The organism is Pseudomonas sp. R19M, from assembly GCF_050312585.1.
Lineage (GTDB): Bacteria > Pseudomonadota > Gammaproteobacteria > Pseudomonadales > Pseudomonadaceae > Aquipseudomonas > Aquipseudomonas palleroniana.
This window is the reverse complement of record NZ_JBNPJV010000061.1, coordinates 19008-39969: the sequence shown is the minus strand read 5'-3', so window position 1 is coordinate 39969 and position 20962 is coordinate 19008. Positions and strand designations below refer to the sequence as shown.

The 20962-nt window shown below is 60.7% G+C and carries 16 protein-coding genes and 1 pseudogene; 6 read left to right on the top strand and 11 right to left on the bottom strand.

Annotated features, from left to right (window positions below; translation table 11 throughout):
- Positions 1–488: 488 nt before the first annotated feature.
- The 7 genes from ACQRBT_RS12335 to rplU all read right to left on the bottom strand — a co-directional run bounded on the left by ACQRBT_RS12335 (position 489) and on the right by rplU (position 6077).
- Positions 489–1592, bottom strand: coding sequence for an NADH:flavin oxidoreductase (locus tag ACQRBT_RS12335; RefSeq protein ID WP_104994805.1), 1104 nt, complete (start codon positions 1590–1592; stop codon positions 489–491).
- Between the two features lie 166 nt (positions 1593–1758).
- The gene (locus tag ACQRBT_RS12330; RefSeq protein WP_060754390.1) at positions 1759–2241 is read right to left on the bottom strand and encodes a glutathione peroxidase; all 483 of its coding nucleotides are present in this window, start codon (positions 2239–2241) and stop codon (positions 1759–1761) included.
- Between the two features lie 101 nt (positions 2242–2342).
- Positions 2343–2807: a CreA family protein gene (locus ACQRBT_RS12325; RefSeq protein ID WP_015885841.1), complete on the bottom strand. Its 465-nt coding sequence runs from the start codon at positions 2805–2807 to the stop codon at positions 2343–2345.
- Positions 2808–2822: 15 nt separating this feature from the next.
- Positions 2823–3941, bottom strand: coding sequence for a glutamate 5-kinase (gene proB, locus ACQRBT_RS12320; RefSeq protein WP_060754391.1), 1119 nt, complete (start codon positions 3939–3941; stop codon positions 2823–2825).
- 111 nt (positions 3942–4052) lie between these two features.
- Positions 4053–5276 carry an Obg family GTPase CgtA gene (cgtA, locus tag ACQRBT_RS12315; protein ID WP_060754392.1) on the bottom strand — a complete coding sequence of 408 codons (1224 nt, stop codon included), beginning with the start codon at positions 5274–5276 and terminating at the stop codon, positions 4053–4055.
- Positions 5277–5470: 194 nt separating this feature from the next.
- Positions 5471–5728, bottom strand: a complete 258-nt coding sequence (gene rpmA / locus ACQRBT_RS12310; RefSeq protein WP_003176049.1) for a 50S ribosomal protein L27 — start codon at positions 5726–5728, stop codon at positions 5471–5473.
- 34 nt (positions 5729–5762) lie between these two features.
- On the bottom strand, positions 5763–6077 hold the full coding sequence (gene rplU / locus ACQRBT_RS12305) for a 50S ribosomal protein L21 (RefSeq protein ID WP_003176051.1): 315 nt from the start codon (positions 6075–6077) through the stop codon (positions 5763–5765).
- 239 nt (positions 6078–6316) lie between these two features.
- On the opposite strand from rplU, the gene ACQRBT_RS12300 reads away from it, so the two are divergent.
- From ACQRBT_RS12300 to ACQRBT_RS12290, 3 genes are all read left to right on the top strand, one after another.
- The gene (locus ACQRBT_RS12300) at positions 6317–7285 is read left to right on the top strand and encodes a polyprenyl synthetase family protein (RefSeq protein ID WP_060754393.1); all 969 of its coding nucleotides are present in this window, start codon (positions 6317–6319) and stop codon (positions 7283–7285) included.
- 117 nt (positions 7286–7402) lie between these two features.
- The gene (locus ACQRBT_RS12295) at positions 7403–7744 is read left to right on the top strand and encodes a zinc ribbon domain-containing protein YjdM (protein ID WP_060754394.1); all 342 of its coding nucleotides are present in this window, start codon (positions 7403–7405) and stop codon (positions 7742–7744) included.
- A 161-nt stretch (positions 7745–7905) separates the two neighbouring features.
- Positions 7906–8163, top strand: coding sequence for a hypothetical protein (locus ACQRBT_RS12290; protein WP_003194088.1), 258 nt, complete (start codon positions 7906–7908; stop codon positions 8161–8163).
- 60 nt (positions 8164–8223) lie between these two features.
- Here the strand turns inward: ACQRBT_RS12290 and ACQRBT_RS12285 are convergent, their stop codons facing one another.
- Positions 8224–8841, bottom strand: a complete 618-nt coding sequence (locus ACQRBT_RS12285; RefSeq protein ID WP_060754395.1) for an FKBP-type peptidyl-prolyl cis-trans isomerase — start codon at positions 8839–8841, stop codon at positions 8224–8226.
- A gap of 186 nt (positions 8842–9027) precedes the next feature.
- On the opposite strand from ACQRBT_RS12285, the gene ACQRBT_RS12280 reads away from it, so the two are divergent.
- From ACQRBT_RS12280 to ACQRBT_RS12270, 3 genes and pseudogenes are all read left to right on the top strand, one after another.
- A complete protein-coding gene (locus tag ACQRBT_RS12280) occupies positions 9028–14721 on the top strand; it encodes a toxin (protein ID WP_412046715.1) in 5694 nt (1897 codons plus the stop codon).
- Positions 14721–15902 (top strand): annotated as a pseudogene (locus ACQRBT_RS12275) (methyl-accepting chemotaxis protein); the annotation flags it as partial. The gene ACQRBT_RS12280 and the pseudogene ACQRBT_RS12275, both read left to right, overlap by 1 nt.
- 39 nt (positions 15903–15941) lie before the next feature.
- Positions 15942–16805, top strand: coding sequence for a methyl-accepting chemotaxis protein (locus ACQRBT_RS12270; protein WP_372241717.1), 864 nt, complete (start codon positions 15942–15944; stop codon positions 16803–16805).
- 357 nt (positions 16806–17162) lie between these two features.
- On the opposite strand, the gene ACQRBT_RS12265 is transcribed toward ACQRBT_RS12270, so the two are convergent.
- Genes ACQRBT_RS12265 through ACQRBT_RS12255 form a run of 3 tightly spaced genes read right to left on the bottom strand, consistent with a single transcriptional unit; the run spans position 17163 to position 20918 of the window.
- Positions 17163–18626 (bottom strand): N-acyl-D-amino-acid deacylase family protein, encoded by a 1464-nt coding sequence (locus ACQRBT_RS12265; RefSeq protein WP_412046714.1) that lies wholly within the window; start codon positions 18624–18626, stop codon positions 17163–17165.
- A gap of 1 nt (position 18627) precedes the next feature.
- The gene (locus tag ACQRBT_RS12260) at positions 18628–19488 is read right to left on the bottom strand and encodes a MurR/RpiR family transcriptional regulator (RefSeq protein ID WP_060754399.1); all 861 of its coding nucleotides are present in this window, start codon (positions 19486–19488) and stop codon (positions 18628–18630) included.
- 26 nt (positions 19489–19514) lie between these two features.
- Positions 19515–20918, bottom strand: a complete 1404-nt coding sequence (locus ACQRBT_RS12255) for a gluconate:H+ symporter (RefSeq protein WP_060754400.1) — start codon at positions 20916–20918, stop codon at positions 19515–19517.
- Positions 20919–20962 lie beyond the last annotated feature (44 nt).

Sequence of the window (20962 nt, the reverse complement as noted above, 5' to 3'; positions counted from 1 at the left end):
ACGTCCGGATTACGGCTGGAATCAGCCACTGCCTACCCACCCGGATTACGGCAGTTACCGTCCGCGTCCTACCCGCCCGGAATACGACAATCACCACCGTCCGTACGCAACCCGCCCGGACTATGACAATCATCGTCCTTACCCAGCCCGCCCGGACTACGACAATCACCGTCCTTACCCAAGCCCCCCGGACTACGATAATCACCGTCCTTACCCAACCCGCCCGGACTACGATAATCACCGACCGCAATACACCCGACCTGATTATGGCTGGAACCGCCCGCTACCTACCCGACCGGATTACGACAGTCACCGTCCGCACTACCCCCGCGCGGATGACGGCTGGAACCAGCCGCAACATACCCGCCGGGGGGAACAACCCATACCGCGACCTGTGACAGGACAACGCAGTAAATAGCTGAAACAAAACGGGAGGCAGGGTCTTCCACCCCTTGCCTCCCGTTGAAAACCGCATGTTTACCTGCCATTCAAACCAGGGTCGTCAATGCCTCACGACTGAACGGCAGGATGTCACTCTCGCGTCCTTCGCGCACCTTCACCGCCCAATCCGGGTCCACCAGCAGTGCGCGCCCTACGGCTACCAGGTCAAACTCCTCGTTGTTCAGGCGCTCCAGCAGTTTTTCCAGGCTCGCCGGCTGTGCAACTTTATCGGTGTTGACCATGAACTGCAGGAACTCGCCATCCAGGCCGACGCTCCCGACCGTGATGGTTGGCTTGCCGGTGAGTTGGCGGGTCCAGCCGGCCAGGTTGAGGTCGGAGCCTTCAAACTCCGGCTCCCAGAAGCGACGGGTAGAGCAGTGGAAAATATCCACACCGGCGTCGGCCAACGGCTTGAGGAATTCTCCCAGCGCCTGCGGGGTGTGCACCAGGCGCGCGGTGTAGTCCTGCTGCTTCCATTGGGAGAAACGGAAAATGATCGGGAAATCAGGGCCGACAGCGGCGCGGGCCGCCTGGATCAACTCGATGGCAAAGCGCGAACGGTTGGCCAGGCTGCCACCATATTCGTCGGTGCGCTGGTTGCTGCCTTCCCAGAAGAACTGGTCCACCAGGTAGCCGTGGGCACCGTGGATCTCCACGCCGTCCATACCGATGCGTTGGGCATCCTTGGCGGCTTGGGCGAAGGCATTGATCACGTCTTTGATGTCTTGGGTGGTCATGCCATGGACAACGACGGCGCCATCCTTGAGTTTTTCCATCGGACCATATGCCGGCACGCTGGCGTCCGGTTCGGTGCCGATGCGGCGCACGCTGCCCACATGCCACAGCTGCGGGACAATCTTGCCCCCTTCTGCGTGTACGGCGTCGACCACTTTTTTCCAACCGGCCAGTGCGGCATCACCGTAGAAATGCGGAACATTCGGGTAGCCGTTGGACGCTTGATGCCCCACCACAGTGCCTTCGGTAATGATCAGCCCCACGCCGGCGGCAGCGCGGCGGCGGTAGTACTCGATGACCTTGGAATTGGGCACGCCACCTGGGGAGAACGAGCGGGTCATCGGCGCCATGACTACGCGGGTCGACAGCGTCAGTGCACCGAGCTGGAACGGTTTGAACAAGGCTTGGACAGGCATGGAAGCGCTCCACGGGAGACTGGATTTATGATGCCGATAATATGGTGAGTTCAAGGTGCTTCATAGCACTATTGATCTGGGTGATTAAGGGATATGGAGGCAGCGGCAAGCTGCAAGCCTCAAGAAGAGCGGCCTACTTGCAGCTTGAAGCAACACCGAGAGATGTTCAGCTCAGGGCTTTTTCGATGGCATGGACGATCGTTGGATCGTCCGGCGCGGTGCGCGGCGAAAAGCGTGCAAGCACTCGCCCATCCTTGCCCAGCAGGAATTTTTCGAAGTTCCAGGTGATATCCCCAGGAAACTCTGCGCCCTCGCCCGCCAACAAGCGGTAGAGCTGATGGCGATCATGGCCATTCACATCAAGCTTGCTGCCCAATGGAAACGTCACGCCGTAGTTGAGGCTGCAGAACGCCTGGATTTCTTCCTCGGTGCCCGGTTCCTGGCCTGCAAACTGGTTGCAAGGCAGGCCAAGCACGGTAAAACCCTGGTCCTTGTACTGCTGATAGAGGTTTTCCAACGCCGCGTATTGCGGGGTCAGGCCACATTTGGAGGCCACGTTGACCACCAGTACCACTTGCCCCTTGAAAGGCGCCAGCGGCAGCTCATGTCCGTCTAAAGCTTTGAGTTTCAGGTCGTGGAAAGCGCTCATGACGAACTCCAGATATCCCATGTTCTTCGCATTGCGGCTCTGCGAGATTACAACCCGCAAGCCTGCAATCATAGACGCCGATTGCAAAACTCGCCTGCGAGTTACTGAGCGGTAGGCCAGGGCAAAATCGGAATCGCAGTCACTGCATTCTGCGGGCTGCCTTCGATCAAACGGTCGCTGTAGACCAGGTAAACCAGGGTATTGCGCTTCTTATCGAGAAAGCGCACCACTTGCATGGTCTTGAACACCAGGGAGGTGCGCTCCTTGAACACTTCGTCGCCGTCCTTGAGTTCGCCCTTGAAGCGAATCGGCCCGACCTGGCGGCAGGCAATCGAGGCTTCGGCGCGGTCTTCGGCCAGGCCCAGGCCACCTTTGACACCGCCGGTCTTGGCGCGGGACAGGTAGCAGGTCACGCCATCAACCTTGGGGTCGTCAAACGCCTCGACCACAATGCGGTCGTTGGGGCCGACGAACTTGAACACCGTCGACACCTGACCGATTTCTTCGGCACTAGCCAGCAGCGGCATGGCCAGCAGCAGGCCGAGCAATCCCTTCATTACGCGCATCGTGTATTCCTTTGGTTAAACCAGGATCAGGTTATCGCGGTGAACCAGTTCCGGTTCGGCCATGTAACCCAATAGTCCGACAATCGCGTCAGACGATTGCCCAATGATTTTCTGCGCTTCCAGCGCGCTGTAGTTGGCCAGGCCGCGGGCGATCTCACGGCCGTCCGGCGCAACGCACACGACCATCTCGCCACGGCGGAAACTGCCTTGCACCAGCTTGACGCCCACCGGCAGCAGGCTCTTGTTGCCTTGAGACAAGGCCGACACAGCGCCATCGTCCAGCACCAGGGTGCCACGGGTTTGCAGATGGCCGGCCAGCCACTGTTTGCGCGCAGCCAGCATGCCGCGCTCCGGCGACAGCAGCGTACCGATACGTTCACCAGCCTTGAGGCGGTCCAGCACACGCTCCAGGCGCCCGCCGACGATGATGGTGTGCGCACCGGAACGCGCAGCCAGGCGTGCGGCACGCAGCTTGGTCTGCATGCCGCCACGGCCCAGGGCGCCACCGACGCTGCCGGCCACGGCGTCCAGGGCCGGGTCATCGGCACGGGCTTCGTAGATCAATTGCGCGTCGGGGTTATTGCGCGGGTCGGCGTCGAACATGCCATCGCGGTCGGTGAGGATCACCAGCAGGTCGGCCTCCACCAGGTTGGCTACCAGGGCGGCCAAGGTGTCGTTGTCGCCGAAGCGGATTTCGTCGGTGACCACCGTGTCGTTTTCATTGATCACCGGGATGACCTTGAGCTCCACCAGCGCACGCAGGGTACTGCGGGCGTTGAGATAGCGCTTGCGGTCGGACAGGTCGTCGTGGGTCAGCAGGACCTGCGCGGTGTGGCGGCCGTGCTCGGCGAAGCTGGATTCCCAGGCTTGCACCAGGCCCATCTGGCCGATGGCGGCGGCGGCTTGCAGTTCGTGCATCGCGCTGGGTCGCGCGGTCCAGCCGAGGCGGCTCATCCCGGCGGCAACCGCCCCGGACGACACCAGCACCAACTCGACACCGGCCTCATGCAAGGCCACCATTTGCTCGACCCAGACGCTCATGGCTGCGCGATCGAGCCCCTTGCCATCCGCCGTCAGCAACGCACTGCCGATCTTCACGACCCAGCGCTGCGCACCTGTCACTTTGCTCCGCATCATCTTCAACCTTAAAGTGAGGGCCGCGCGACCCAGCGCCGCCCATAACGTTATACCCGGATACCAAAACGCCGCTCTATAAGGAGCGGCGTTCAAGTTTATCGCAACGAATCAGTCGCGCACGTAAATGATTTCCGGGCCATCTTCATCATCCACGTCTTCTTCGTCCCAATCATCGTCGCCGATGTCATGGACCGACTTCACGCCGCTGCGGCGCAGGGCACGCTGGTCATCCAGGGCCTGCAGCTGAGCACGGGCTTCGTCTTCGATGCGCTGGTCGAGCTCGGCCAGTTCGGCCTTGTACACCGGGTCGGCCGCCAGGCGGTCGGCGCGGTCTTCGAGGTAGCGCATGATGTCGCGGGTCAGGCGCTCGGTGCCTTCTTTGGCGATGGCCGAGATCACATAGACCGGGCCTTCCCACTCCAGGCGGTCGACGATTTCCTTGACGCGGGCCTCGTGTTCTTCTTCGAGGATCTGGTCGCACTTGTTCAGTACCAGCCAGCGATCACGCTCAGCCAGGGACGGGCTGAACTTGGTCAACTCGTTGACGATCACTTCGGCGGCGTCCGGCGCGCTGGTGTCATCCAGCGGGGCCATGTCGACCAGATGCAGCAGCAAACGGGTACGCGACAAGTGCTTGAGGAAGCGGATGCCCAGGCCAGCGCCATCGGAAGCACCTTCGATCAGGCCGGGAATGTCGGCGATCACGAAGCTTTTCCAACGGTCGACGCTGACCACGCCCAGGTTCGGCACCAGGGTGGTGAACGGGTAGTCGGCGACTTTCGGCTTGGCCGCCGAGACCGAGCGGATGAAGGTACTTTTACCGGCGTTCGGCAGGCCCAGCAGGCCCACGTCGGCGAGTACTTTCATTTCCAGCTTCAGGTCACGCTGCTCGCCCGGCTTGCCCGGTGTGGTCTGGCGCGGTGCACGGTTGGTACTGGACTTGAATCGGGTGTTACCCAGACCGTGCCAGCCGCCCTGCACAACCATCAGCTTCTGGCCGGCCTTGGTCAGGTCGCCAATCACTTCCTGGGTCGCGGAGTCGATGATCGTGGTGCCGACCGGTACGCGCAGTACCAGGTCCTCGCCTTTTTTACCGGTGCAGTCGGTGCTGCCGCCGTTGGAGCCACGCTCGGCGTCGAAGTGCCGGGTGTAACGGTAGTCGACCAGGGTGTTGAGGTTTTCGTCGGCCATCATGTAGATGGAACCGCCGTCACCGCCATCACCGCCGTTGGGGCCACCGTTTTCGATGAATTTTTCGCGACGGAAACTCATGCAACCGTTACCGCCGTCGCCTGCTTTTACTCGGATGGAAACTTCATCAACGAACTTCATAACAAAACGCCTCTCGCCTCTTGGACGAGCTTAAGAAACCAAGACATAAGACTCTTGCAAAAATGAGCGCAGCGACCTCAAGCAACGACCGCAAATCCTGCTGCTCTCGCCCATTACAAACAGCTTTGCAAGAGACTCACTCCACAAACGAAAAAGCCCCGTCGCAAGACAGGGCTTTTCCAGCGATCTCGCGATTAAGCTGCGACAACGCTCACGTAACGGCGGTTGAAAGCGCCTTTTACTTCAAACTTGATCACGCCTTCGATTTTCGCGAAGAGGGTGTGATCTTTACCCATGCCTACACCGTAACCGGCGTGGAATTGGGTGCCGCGCTGACGCACGATGATGTTGCCCGGAATGATTTTCTGGCCGCCATACATCTTCACGCCAAGGCGTTTGGCTTCTGAGTCGCGACCGTTACGGGTACTACCACCAGCTTTTTTGTGTGCCATGAGTCAATTCTCCTAGTGAGGAATTAGGCTGAAATTAAGCCTGAATACCGGTGATTTTGATCTCGGTGTACCACTGGCGGTGGCCCATACGCTTCATGTGGTGCTTACGACGACGGAACTTGATGATGCGGACTTTATCGTGACGACCTTGGGAGATCACTTCAGCCACAACGGTAGCGCCAGCAACAACTGGAGCGCCGATGTTCACGTCATCGCCATTGGCGACCAACAGAACGCGATCAAAAGTAACGGATTCGCCGGTAGCGATTTCCAGTTTTTCGATCTTCAGGTATTCACCTGGGGCGACCTTGTATTGCTTGCCACCAGTAACAATTACTGCGTACGACATGGTATTTCTCCGATAATCCTGCTCACCCAGCTCTTTATAAGAAGAGGTATTGGCTGGCATGGCTGCATGGGATGGACGTCCCGAATGCAATTGCGTAAGGCAGGTGCTGCCCAGGAAGTTCAGGGTGCGCGATTGTACGCAAGCTATAGAGGCCTTGCAAGTGGCCGTCCATCGCGCCTTGACACTGCGGGGTCAGGGTCCTAGCATGCCGCGCAACCCTTCTGGAGCGACTGTCGCTGATGCAACCCCAAGCTTTCTACCGCGCGGTCGCGGACGATTTTAGCGCCGTCGACGGCATCATCAAGCAGCAGCTGACGTCTAAAGTGCCGCTGGTCTCCAAAATTGGCGACTACATTACGTCGGCGGGCGGTAAACGCCTGCGTCCTTTATTAGTGTTGCTGTGCGGCAAGGCCCTGGGCCGCCAAGGCGATGACCTGCGCCTGCTGGCAGCAACTATCGAGTTCCTGCACACCGCCACCCTGCTGCATGACGACGTGGTCGACATGTCCGGCATGCGTCGGGGTCGCGAAACCGCCAATGCCATGTGGGGCAACGCTCCCAGCGTCCTGGTGGGCGATTTCCTTTACTCGCGCTCGTTCGAAATGATGGTCGAACTGGGTTCGATGCCGGTGATGAAAATTCTTTCACAAGCCACGCGCATCATCGCCGAAGGCGAAGTATTGCAGCTGTCGAAGGTCCGCGACGCCAGCACCACCGAAGAAACCTACATGGAAGTCATTCGCGGCAAAACCGCGATGCTCTTCGAAGCTTCGACCCATAGCGCAGCCGCCCTGTGCGGCGCGACCGCCGCACAGGCCGAAGCCCTGCGCACTTTTGGCGACCACCTGGGCGTGGCGTTCCAACTGGTGGATGACCTGCTCGACTACCGTGGCGACGCAGAAACCCTGGGCAAGAACGTCGGCGACGACCTGGCCGAAGGCAAACCGACCCTGCCGTTGATCTACACCATGCGTGAAGGCACCCCGGAACAGGCTGCGCTGGTACGCAAGGCGATCCAGAAAGGCGGGATCGAAGACCTGGAAGCCATCCGTGCAGCCGTTGAAGCCTCCGGCTCCCTGGATTACACCGCGCAACTGGCGCGCGACTTCGCGGCCCGTGCCATCGCGTGCTTGGAAGCCCTGCCGGCCAGCGAATACCGGGACGCCCTGGTCGAACTGAGTGAGTTCGCGGTCGCGCGGACACACTGAAATACCTGCATGTGGGAGCCCCCCTCCCACATTCAAGCCTATTACCAATTCCCGCCCCTGGCCCAATTCCCTATATAATGTGCGACTTTTAGCCCTCCTGACTTTCAAGGAACTTTAGTGAGCACGTTGCCACCCTGCCCAAAATGCAATTCCGAATACACCTACGAAGACGGCGCCCAGCTGATCTGCCCGGAATGCGCCCATGAGTGGTCCGTCAACGGCGAAGCCGAAGCGGCCAGCGACGAAACAGTGAAGAAAGACTCTGTGGGCAACGTCCTGCAAGACGGCGACACCATCACCGTGATCAAGGACCTCAAGGTCAAAGGCACGTCCCTGGTGGTCAAGGTCGGCACCAAGGTCAAGAACATCCGCCTGTGCGACGGCGACCACGATATCGACTGCAAGATCGACGGCATCGGCCCGATGAAACTCAAGTCCGAATTCGTCCGCAAGGTCTGAATCTGTTGGTTCCATCCCGCGCCCGCCGCGGGGTGGCGTTTCGCCATCTCCTTTGACCGAACGCAACGGTCCATCCAGAAAACCCAAAAAACCGCCAATAGACACTTGCTATTCGGCGAATAAGAATTATTCTCATTGAAACCCATCAAGGAGAATGAACCATGACTTATTTGATCGATGCCTGGCTGGACCGCCCACACCCCTACCTGCGGATTCTGCATCGGGAAACCGGTGAGGTTTGCGCAGTACTGGAAGAGGAAGCGCTGAACGAACTGCAGGACCAGGGTGACCTGGACGTCAATGGTTTGAGTTCAAGTGAACCCGGTGTGCTGAAAGAGGTGGTGAGAAACCTGTTTCTATTCTGCTATGCCCGAGCGTTGCGCCCGGCGACGGAGCTCAATGGCAAGTTCCATCCATGAACACACCCGCAAAACACTGTGGGAGCGAGCACGCTCGTTCCCACAGATAATCAGCAGGTCTTACAGAACGTCGAGCAGCTCGACGTCGAACACCAGAACGCTGTGCGGTGGAATGCTGCCAACGCCTTGAGCGCCGTAAGCCAGTTCGCTCGGCACGTACAGACGCCATTTGCTGCCGGCATTCATCAGTTGCAGGGCTTCGGTCCAGCCGGCGATCACACCCCCTACCGGGAATTCTGCAGGCTGACCGCGCTCGTAGGAACTGTCGAACACAGTGCCGTCGATCAGGGTGCCATGGTAGTGGGTACGTACTTGATCTTCACGGGTTGGCTTGGCGCCGGTACCGGCAGTCAGCACTTCAAATTGCAGACCGGAAGCGAGGGTGGTGATGCCATCGCGCTTGGCGTTTTCCGCCAGGAATGCCAGGCCGGCGCCAGCAGCGGCTTCAGCCTTGGCAGCGGCTTCGGCTTGCATGATCTCGCGGATGACTTTGAAGCTTGCAGCCATTTGCTCCTGGTCCACACGGCTTGGCTTACCGCCGAAGGCGTCGGTCAGGCCGGCCAGGATAGCGTCCAGGCTCACGCCCGGTGGTGGGTTGTCGCGCAGTTGGTCGCCCAACTGACGGCCGATACCGTAGCTGACGCGGGTTTCGTCGGTGGACAGATTAACTTCGGACATGAAGAGGCTCCGCTGTAGGGCCACACAGGAAAACGCCGTTTCCCGCGCCGCCCAGAACTAAAAGGGCCAGCAGACTAGCACACATGCGTCGTCTGTGATGAGCCCTGCGCACGTACCTATCTACCGCCGTCGTTCCAAGCCGGCATCTCATGCTGAGGCTCCTTCCATCACATTGGAGACGGTGCCATGAGCACACCCTCTGCATCCCAACTTGAGCAACTGCACGCGCAGTTGCTTGAGATTGATCCAAGCCTGCGCAGCCAAGTCAGCAAGCCTGCCCCACCGCCCCAGGAGCTGACTGACCTGGAAAAATTGAACGCCACGCTCAAGCAAGCCAACCACACTTTCCTCGACCAGGCACGCGCGCTCTATCAGGACCTGGCCCAAGTCGACCTCAGCCAAACCGGCGGCAAGGCGTTGTTGACCCGCCTGCGGGCCAAACTGAACGAACAGTTGCAAGACCTTGATGACACCAGCTCCGTCACCGGTCAAGGCCGTCAGACCTTCATGCGCTACGCCGCCGGCAGCACGGCACTGGAACGGGAGGCCAGCCTCAATATCAAGGATCATCTGCTGAACCCGGTCGACCTGCGCATGCTTGAGGATTGCTCACGCGTGCCGTCGTTGCGACCAGGCATCTATGCATTGACGTTCACCTATCAGGAGCAAAGCGTCGAATTCGCCGGCGCATTTGTATTGACGCGCCAGCCGAGCCCGGTGGTCGATAGCCTGACCAGTGATGCCACGCTCGGCCCGGTACTGCTCTTTACGCCATCGGCGGGCCTGTATGGGTTCGATACCCTGCTCGAACTCGACCAGAGCCTGAAAGCGAACATGGCCGAGCGCGGAGAAATCCTCCGGCACTTGCCGGTGCGTTATCAACACTTGGGCGTCGCCGACATCTGGCCGCTGGAGCTGCGGCCGATCGACGACCTGCTGGTGTTCGAACACAGCTACCAGGCGCTGCTCGACAAACGTCGCCTGGACATCGACCTTGCGCTGAGCCTGGTCAATAACCCGCGAACTGACAGTGCGCAGTTGATCGAAGAGCTGGACGCCGCTATCAGTGCGGCCATGCCCGACCTGTCCCAGCGCCTGGCAATGCGGCGCCAGCGCCTGCTGGAGTGGGCGTTGCATAAAAGCTTGCCCGACTGGTACCGCAACGCCGATGACGCGAAGCAAGCCCACCTGGCGGACTGCATCGTTCAGTACAACCAGGCCCGGCAGACATTTCTTGAACTGTTCGGCCCCTGGATAACCCCTGGTGCCCTGGCCCATTACCAGTTGCTCGAACAATTGGCCGACCAGTTGGAGATCCATGACCTCGACCCGCAGCAACTGCTCGTCACCACCCGCCGCGAAGTGGCGGACGTGGGCGCCTACGTGCAACAGCGCAGCCTGGTAGATGTCGCCCTCGCGGGTTTGCACAGCGACGACCGTCTGCCCGGCTCAGCCTTTCTCAAGCACACCACCCTGAGCTACGCCGGCGCACCGTTGCAAGGTCGCCACGCGCACCTCACGCCACAAAGCCTGCTCGACCTGTTGCAACCGCTGGACCCGCGCCTGGAGTTTGCCGCCCAGCAGAAAAAAGCCATGGCTACGCCCGAAATCCGCCAGGCGACCAAGGCCATGCTCGATCGACGCCTGGCACTGTTGGCCTATACCGCCAACCTGCAAGGCCACTTGAGCGCCGCCGACTATCAATTGTTTGAACAATTGCGCAGCACGCCCGGCTCGGCGCTGCGTGCGCAGACCGTGCTGCTGCATGGCGCGCAGCTCAAGGACTTGTGGCTGCTGCGCGAGAACGACACCAACGGGCAACCCAAACGCTTGCTGCTGTGCACTCCCGACTCACCAAGGGGGCAAATGTTTATCGGCTTCAACAGCCTGCGCGAATGCCAGACGCACATTCTCGCCTGGGCGGCGGACACGACCCGGCATAACGGAAAAACCATGGTCGACTACCTGCTGGAGCAAGTGCCACAGCGCTTTCGGCCGACCATGCGCATTGTCGCCAGCAAGCTGGGTTTTCGACCGGATGCCATGGAGCACGAGGAAGTCACCCTGGGTACGCCCTGCACCCACAATGCCTGCCTGGACGCCATGGTCGAGCACCTGATGGCGCAATTGATCGACGACTATGAATACAGCAGCCCGCTCTGGCTGCGCTCCGCCTCTCAAACTGAGCGCATCCGCCTGACAAGCCTCGCCGAAGATGCCGAAGGCGCCTTACGCACCTACAACGCCCGGCCGGATGCGGAGGCCAACTTCCCGACCTTTGCCGCGTATGTGCATGAACAGGCCACCCTCAGCCTCAATAAGCTACTGGGCCGGACGCACAACAAGGTCGACCCGGACCTGGTTTTTGCCTACACCCCCAAACCGTTGTTGGGCCAAGGGCCGAAACCTGTGTCCTACACCGAACTGTATCGCGACGGGTACGCGGACAACGTGGGTTTTATCAACGAAGACTTTTCCAGCTCTGCGACGTTTCGTGGCCCGCCCGGTGTCGACCTGAGCACGCTGACCTCGCAGAAGGTCGCGGCCGCAGTAAGAGGCGCATGGATCGGCAAACGTTACACCGACCTGGTACACACGCAATTGCAGGCCGCCAGCAGCCCGGGCTATACCGAAAGGCGCAATGCCACGCTGAAGATCACCCAGTTGCAAATGCAAAATGCCGCTCTGCAATCACGCCTCGAAGGGCATATCGCCAATGTCGACCTGACTTGGTTGACCCAGGCGATCAGCAGCCTGGGCCAGAGTGCAGTGACCCAGCGCACCACTTACAAAATACATCGCCTGTTTATCGACGGCAGTTGGGTCATGGGCGTTTACCTGTTCAGCCACGCGGATAACCCGGTGCTGCTGTACACCCCGAATGCCCCGGATGGCATCAGTTTTCGTGAAGCGAAACTGTTCAACTACCTGCTCAAGACCCTCGATGGTGCGGTGGAATATTTCTGTAGCCGCACCGCGCAGCAGTCCCAGGCACGTATCCGGGATGTACTCGAAACCGCCAAGAAGGGCCTGCCCGACGACATCAACCGCACCAGCCCCAGCCGCCCCCATTACGACAGCATCGAGCGCGTCACGCCCTTGACCGACCTGCGTCACGAGTTCTACAACATGATATTGCAACGCCGGATCGACGACGTCCACGCCACTACGGTGAACCGTACGCAGATGATCATGGGCATTGTCTGGACCTGCGTCGAATGGGTCACTGCCATCGCGACCATTCCCTTTCCGATTCTCAGCCTGACCCTGGGCGGGTTGCTCGCATTCAAGGATGCGCTGCTCGCACTCAACGCGTGGCACCAGGGTGACCGCGACGGTGCATTGCTGCATTACATCGGGTACCTGGCCAACCTGGGCGGTGCGCTGCTGTTTGACCTGAGACCTGCCTTTCGCGGGCCGTTCAACGCACTGCGTCCGACACTCAAAACCGGTAAACAGGCGGCTGACAGCGCACTGCTCAAACAACTCGAACCCACCAGCCCGCCAGACATGCAACCGCTGCTGTTCGATGGCCAGCCCTACTGGGTCAAGCCCACCCCGGACGCCCTGGGCCGTCACCTGCTCTACCGCCAGGACCCGGCCTCCGGCCAGATGCGCTCGACCGCACGCTTGGTCAACCAGGATACCGAGGGTCGCTGGGTGCGTTCCGGCGTGACCGGTGGCGGGCGCAAGAAATATGAGCTGCTACCCGAAGAGGTCGACGACTCTCTGGCGAAATACGAGATTTCGCCCAGCGAAGGTAAATATTTCCGAGCCGTACTCGATGAAGGCTTCAAAGCCCGGCTGGTCACCAATTGGGATCCCGACGTCATCGGCGCTACCCAGCGCTACGTCTACGACCAGTTGCAGCCGCTACGCAATGCCTACGTCGGCCAGATCGAGCAACTGACGAAGGATGCCGAGGCTTTCTTCCTGCGTCCCCGCGTACACCCCATCAAGCCGCAAGTCCCCCCAGTGGCCGCAGAAACCGCGCACGCCGAACTGCTCAAGCTTTTGTTCTCGCCGGGTAAACAGCTGCTCATCGGCGCCCATAATGCGTCCATCGCCAGCAAACAATTGTTGATCGAAAACATGCAGTCCCTGGCCGAGCAAGGGCTCAAGCGGCTGTACATCGAAAACCTGCCGGTTGACGTGTTTCGCAGCAAACTGAAGATCCTCAACCGCGAAGTCGAAGGCAATGTCGCGGTGGCACTTGAACGCATCACTGAGCATCTGGCCAGGGTCGATCAGGCCTTGGGGTTCGCTGCCGATGCGCCTTTCAGTTTCCGCAAGCTGGTGCTTGAAGCGCACAAACACAACGTGATCATCGATGGGCTGGATGCGTCGAGCTCCTACCACATGGAGCACGTGCTGGCCCTGGGCGACGGCGAGCGGCTTATCCCACGCTCGAGCCGGCTGCGAAATTTCTATTCGCACCAGGCGATTGCGCGCAACGTGAAAAATCGCCCCGGGGAAGGCTGGATCGCCCTGGTCGAGCAGGACCGCATGGGAAGCCACGCGATGACCACCGGCCTGGCCGATCTGCAAAACACCTTGGCACTGCGCGTTCAAGACGTGGCACCTGACCAGCCCGTGGGCGTCTGGGTCGACACCTTGCCTGCGGCGCAGTCCAGGGGGCATCTCACGTTGTCGCTGTCGACGAACCTGCACGTGCGCGCCCAACCGGCAGTGGCGCAGGCGCCTGCGGCCAGGGCCGGCACCACGCACTTCAACGAGTTCGACATGCCCCACACCATGAAGAAGCAGGCCGGGCAATTGGCAGCGTCTCATCGTGGCCTGGATACACGCTACGCCTTGCATCAGGGCGACCCTCGCCAGGCCACGTTCGCTGAGTTCATGCGTATTCGCGAGCGCTTGATCGAACACGCCGAAGCCTTTTTTGCCGGGTACACAGCGCCACGACGCAGTGCCCTGGCTTACCTGGCCAACCTTGCGAGCGAAGAGGACCTGATCAAGCGCCTCTTTCAACAAAAACTCGGGCTTGTCATCGGAGAGGCGCACTCGGCGCAGTCGAGTAAGGAATTCCTGATCAAGCACATGAAGCTGCTGAAGAAACAGGGGGTAAAAACGCTCTATGTCGAACACCTGCTGACCGACCTGCACCAGCACGAACTGGATATCCTGCATGACACGCTGAAAATGCCCAGCGGCTTGCAGGCCTACCTGAATGCCCAGGACCAGGGCCATATGCTCATGTACACCGGGCCGAACACTTATACCAACGTGATCAAGGCCGCCAACAAATACGGGCTGCGCGTGCGCGCACTGGATTGCACTGCCAGCTACCACACCAAAGGGGCCAGGGGCAGCAGCCCGCGCAACACGCTGTTCAATTATTTCGCCAACGAAGTGATCAAGGCCGACCAGGCTGCGTTCGGGCCCCATAAATGGGTGGCGTTCATGGGCAGCGGGCACACCGATATGAACCTGTTGGTGCCCGGTATTGCCCAGTTGCAGGATGCCGTCAGCCTGCATGTGCGCGATGCTGCCGCCGGCACTGCACGCACCCTGCAACAGGGCGGCTGGGTCGTGGATGAGACCAGCTCATTGGCCTTGCGCAGCGACTTCACACTGCAGGTCGGTGTCGCCGGCAGGCGCGCCATGCGTCCACCCGCGCCGCCAAGCCGCGAGCGGTTGCGCCTCAAGGGACACTTCATCATCGAGCGGCCATCGGCCTACGAGACGAACCTGGTGCACCATTCCAACAGTGGCGACATCGTGGTCACGCCGATTCAGATCGATGACATGGGCCAGTTCTTCATCGACCGGTGGGAGGGGATTCGCGACAAGCGTTTTGTCTATCAAAGCCAACTGATCGAAGCGCTCAAGTACGAGATCCATCTGACACCGGCACCGTGATGCCTCGGGGGCTCCTGCCCGCCCGTCGGCCGGGGGCCCCCTTTCGATCTACCGGACAAAAGACATTTCAGATTCTGCCCGTGCTGCCGATATGGCCTACATACCTCAGCTGGCTCAAACAACAACACCGCCCAGCATTCAGATCACACTTTGCGGAGCTTTCAATGAACAGCTGGTTCGGTAACATCAGCGTCAACCTCAAACTGGGCCTGGGCTTCGGCCTGGTGCTTGTCCTCACCTCGATCCTGGCACTGACCGGCTGGACCAGCCTGGGCGGCCTGATCGACCGCAGCAACTGGATGAGCGACATTACCCAGCTCAACGCCTCGCTGACCAAACTGCGCATCGCGCGCCTGCAGTACATGCTCGCCAACGGCGACGAAACCGTGGCCCAGAACGTACAAGCGAACCTGGATACATTCGCCGCCCAGCAACAGAAGCTGCTGGACAGTTTCAAGAGCCCGGAAAACCTCAAGCTGCTCAACGAGCAGAAAGCCGTCATTACCGCCTATCAACAGTCCCTGAACAAGATGCGAGAGGCCTACCGTAACGGCAACGCCTCACGCCAGGTGATGGGCGACAAGGCCGATATCGCCAACGCCCAGATCAACGCGTTGGAAGCCTCGGTGAAGCAAATGCCTGACAGCTCGGAGCACCTGGCGCAATTCCAGGCCGTGGCCGAAGCCAAGATGCAGTTCCAACTGGCGCGCTTTGAAGTGCGCGGCTACACCGGCGATGTCAACCCGGACACCGAAGCCCGCGCCGTCGCACAGATTGAAAAAGCCATTACCGGCCTGAAAGACCTCAACAGCGTCTTCGGCGCCAGCCAGCAAAGCGCACTGAGCGCGCTGGAAACCGCCCTCGGCGCCTACCGCAGCGCCCTGCAGAACTACAAGGCCGCTAACGCGAATATCGTCGCTGCCCGCGCCGAAATGACCACCCAGGGTGCCGACATCGTCACGCTCAGTGACAAGCTGTATGACATCCAGCTCACTCGTCGCGATGCCGAAAGTACCCAGGCGCGCAGCCTGCAACTGATCAGCACCCTGCTGGCGTTGCTGGTTGGCATCATCGCTGCCTGGGTGATCACCCGCCAGATCACACGCCCACTGCAAGACACCCTGGCGGTGGTCGAGCGCATCGCTTCCGGCGACCTGAGCCACAACATCCAGGTTACCCGCCGGGATGAACTGGGCGTGCTGCAACAAGGTATCCAGCGCATGGGCACCACCTTGCGTGAATTGATCAGCGGCATCCGTGACGGTGTGACGCAAATCGCCAGTGCCGCCGAAGAGTTGTCGGCCGTTACCGAACAGACCAGCGCGGGCGTCAACAGCCAAAAGGTCGAGACCGATCAGGTCGCCACCGCCATGCATGAAATGACCGCGACGGTGCAGGAAGTCGCGCGTAACGCAGAGCAAGCCTCCCAGGCGGCCTCCGACGCTGACGGCCAAGCCCGCGAGGGTGACAAGGTGGTCGCCGAAGCTATCGCCCAGATCGAGCGCCTGGCTGACGAAGTGGCGCGCTCCACCGACGCCATGTCGCATCTGCAACAAGAGAGCAACAAGATCGGCAGCGTGATGGACGTGATCAAGGCCGTGGCCGAGCAAACCAACCTGTTGGCCCTCAACGCGGCCATTGAAGCCGCCCGTGCCGGTGAAGCCGGGCGTGGCTTTGCCGTGGTCGCCGATGAGGTGCGCGGCCTTGCTCAGCGCACGCAGAAATCCACCGAGGAAATCGAAGGCCTGGTCGCCGGTTTGCAGAACGGCACCCAGCAGGTGGCCAACGTGATGAACAACAGCCGCAGCCTCACCGACAGCAGTGTCGAACTGACCCGCAAGGCCGGCGCCTCCCTGGAAAACATCACCCGTACGGTGTCGAACATCCAGTCGATGAATCAGCAGATCGCGGCGGCCGCCGAACAGCAAAGTGCCGTGGCTGAAGAGATCAGCCGCAGCATCGTGAATGTGCGCGATGTGTCGGAGCAGACGGCGACCGCCAGCAACGAGACCGCCAAGTCGAGCGTGGAGCTGGCGCGATTGGGGAGCCAGTTGCAGCAGATGGTCAGTCATTTCCGGGTGTAAATAGCGCTATCACTGTGGCGAGGGAGCTTGCTCCCGCTGGGCCGCGAAGCGGCCCTGATCAAGTTGATGCCGATTCGGACTTGAAAGCCCAGTGAATGCTTTGGGGGCTGCTACGCAGCCCAGCGGGAGCAAGCTCCCTCGCCACAGGCAAACTTAGACATACTCGGCCCTCCCTAGGTTGGGCCTTACCTCCAGCGCACTTACCGGAACACGTGAGCCTGGGATGCACATCACTGCTTCCTTTGAGGCTGCAAACCCGGCGACCAAGCGGGTTTGCAAAAAAAACCGCCCTACTAAGGCGGTTTTTTATTGCCTGCGATAAAACGCATGACAACGCCCCTCGTGAAAGCAACTCTACTACAGAGACGAAAACCCACCGCCCAGCGCCCCGCTACGCGCCAGGAAACGCCCCGAGCGCTGACCATTGGCCTGCCCCTCGCTGTAGCTCAACACGCCATTGACCCACACCCGCTCAATCCCCTGCGCCGCCCGCTGCGGCTCCTTGAAATCCGCCACATCCCGTACGTGCAAAGGGTCAAACAACACCAGGTCAGCCCAATATCCCTCACGAATCTCTCCGCGTTCGGTCAGGCCAAACCGCGCCGCCGACAGGCCGGTCATCTTGTGCACCGCCGTGTGCAGCGGGAACAGCCCTACGTCCCGACTGAAATGCCCCAGCACACGGGGAAACGCGCCCCACAAACGCGGATGAGGGAACGGGTCTTCAGGCAACCCATCGGACCCCACCATCGACAGCGGATGCGCGAGGATGCGTCGCACATCGGCCTCATCCATCCCGTAGTACACCGCGCCAGCCGGTTGCAGGCGACGGGCCGCGTCCATCAGCGAAAGCCCCCATTTGGCGGCAATGTCCTGCAGATCGCGCCCGCCCACTTCCGGGTGCGGCGTCGACCACGTGATGGTAATGCGAAACGCATCGGTGACTTGCTTCAAGTCCAGGGTCGATGAGCTGGCCGCATAGGGATAACAGTCACACCCCACCGGATGCGTTTTCGCCGCCTGCTCCAGCGACGCCAGCAATTGCGGACTGCGCCCCCAGTTCCCCGCACCGGCGCATTTGAGGTGAGAAATGATCACCGGCGCCTTGGCGTGCCGACCAATCAGAAACGCCTCATCCATGGCCTCCAGCACCGGCTCGAATTCGCTGCGCAAATGGGTGGTGTACACCGCACCGAAGGCCGTCAGCTCTTCACTCAGTTGCAGCACCTCATCGGTCGTTGCATTGAACGCGCTGGCGTAGGCCAGGCCTGTGGATAAGCCCAGGGCACCCGCCTCAAGGCTCTCCTGCAACTGCCCACGCATGGCAGCAATTTCATCCGGTGTGGCGGTACGCTGCAAATCGTCCATGTGGTTGCTGCGCAGCGCCGTATGGCCGACCAATGCAGCCACGTTGACGGCCGGCTGGGCGCCTTCGACTGCAGCGCGATAATCGGCAAAGCGCGGGTAAGTGAACGCAGCACGCGTGCCCAACAAATTCATCGGGTCCGGCGGATCGCCGCGCAAACTCACCGGCGCGGCGCTGATGCCACAGTTGCCGACAATCACCGTCGTCACGCCCTGGCTGAGCTTGGGCAGCATCTGCGGATGGCGGATCACCACCGTGTCATCGTGGGTGTGCACATCGACAAACCCCGGCGCCAGTACCAGGCCGCGGGCGTCGACTTCATGTGCGGCAGTAAGCGTTGCCAGATCACCGATCGTCTCGATACGTCCAGCCAACACCCCCACATCGGCGAGATAGCCCGGCGTGTTGCTGCCATCAATGATCAGCGCCTGACGTATCAACGTGTCGTACTTCATCTCAATCTCCAAGGGGCAGGCTGTCGGGGCCGCCGCGATAATCGTCCAGGGCCAGCTTGATCCGGCGCAGCCGCTCCTGGTTGTCGTCCGGCTGGGCCAACGCCAGTTCGGTGGCAAGCAGATCTATGGCCAGCAGCATGCCGTAGCGCGCTGCGGTGGGCTTGTAGATAAAACTGGTTTCGGCCGGTTGCAGCGCCAGCACGACGTCCGCCAACTGCGCCAATGGCGAGTTGGCCAGGGTGATCGCGATGATGCGTGCCTCGTAGTTGCGCGCCAGTGCGACCACGTCGAGCAATTCAGGGGTCAACCCCGTGAGCGAGCAGACGATCAGCGCCTGTTCCGGCCCCAGTGTCGCCGCCGTGACGCGCATCATCACCGGGTCATGGCTGGCGGCAATCGAATAACCCAGGCGCACCAGACGCACCTGCAACTCATCGCTGCACAGGCTTGATGGGCCGCCCATACCGAAGGCATGGATCATCCGCGCCTTGCTCAACACACTGACCGCATCGGCAAAACTCGCCTGGCTGAACCCTGACAGGTGCTGACGCAGCGTGGCCTCGATATCGCCCAGGATCTGTCGATGAAAGGCCGATTGCTCCGGCAGACCCGCCGGGTCCAGGAAGCGGCTGCCGACGCCGCTGGCCTGCGCCAGTTGCAGGCGCAGGTCACGCAAGTCGCGGCACCCCACACTGCGTGCAAACCGCGATAACGTGGCCGTGCTGACCTCGGCCCGCAACGACAACGCCTCCAGGCTGGCCGACGCCGCAAAGCCCACATCATCGAGCATCAGCTTGGCGATACGCCCTTCACCGGCACTGAATGAATCCTGGCGGGCGCGAATCTGGTAAAGGATGTCCATGGTGGCTCCGGGTTACACAATCAGGCTCATAGGACCAGAGACAAGCCGTAGGTCAGGCCGAACGCAATCACCGAAATCAGCGTCTCCAGCACGGTCCAGGTCTTGAAGGTCTGGATGACCGTCATATTGAAGTATTCCTTGATCAGCCAGAAGCCGCCGTCGTTAACGTGGGAAAAGATCACCGAACCTGCGCCGGTAGCCAGCACCAGCAACTCGGGATGTGGATAACCCAAGCCCATGGCAACCGGTGCCACCACGCCGGACGCGGTGGTCATGGCAACGGTGGCCGAGCCAGTGGCAATACGCATCAACGCAGCAAACAGCCAGCCCATCACCAGCGGCGACAGCTGGAAAGCATGGGCTAGGCCGAGAATTTCATGGGTGACGCCTGCGTCCACCAGAATCCGATTCAAACCGCCGCCCGCCCCCACCAGCAAGGTGATGCTCGCAGTCGGCGCCAGGCATTCGTTGGTGAACTTGAGGATCGATTCGCGGTTGAAGCCTTGGGCAATCCCCAAGGTCCAGAAGCTGACAAGGGTCGCCACCAGCAGCGCGATCACCGAGTTGCCGATAAACAACAGGAACTGATTGAACCCGGTGCCCGGCGTGGAAAGCACGTTGGCCCAGCCGCCGATCATCATCAGCACCACCGGCAACAGGATGGTGCCCATGGTCAGCGTGAAACTCGGCAAGCGCGTACGCGGTTCGCGCTCGATGAACTGACGTTCCAGCGGGTTTTGCGCCGGCAACTGAATACGCGGCACGATGAATTTGGCGTAGACCGGGCCTGCAATGATCGCCGTCGGAATACCGATCAGGATCGCATACAGCACGGTCTGCCCCACCGATGCGTTATACGCCAGCACCGCCATCATCGCCGCCGGGTGCGGGGGCACCAGCGCATGCACCACCGACAGGCCGGCCACCATCGGCAGGCCGACCATCAGGATCGACACGCCCACCCGCCGCGCCACGGTAAACGCGATGGGCACCAGCAACACAAACCCGACCTCGAAAAACAGCGGCAACCCCACCAGGAACGCAATACACACCATCGCCCAATGCGCGTTACGCTCGCCGAAGCGGTTGATCAACGTACGCGCCACCTGCTCGGCGCCACCGGACTCGGCCATCATCTTGCCGAGCATGGTGCCCAACGCGACCACCAGCGCAATATGCCCCAGGGTTTTACCAACGCCCGCTTCATACGAGCCCATGATCGTGTCCGCCGGCATCCCGGCCATCAGCGCCAGGCCGATGGACACCAGGGTGATGACGATAAACGGGTTGAGACGGTAACGTGCAATCAGCACGATCAAAGCAATGATGGCGATGGCAGCGTATGCCAATAGCCCGAAGCCCGGTGATGCGGCCATGCGGTACTCCTCGGAAAGGGTCACGTCGAATAGGTTGTGAAACTCATAAATCATTCCCAGGTGGTATTTTCAATTTTTATGAAATTAATTTTCGCCCA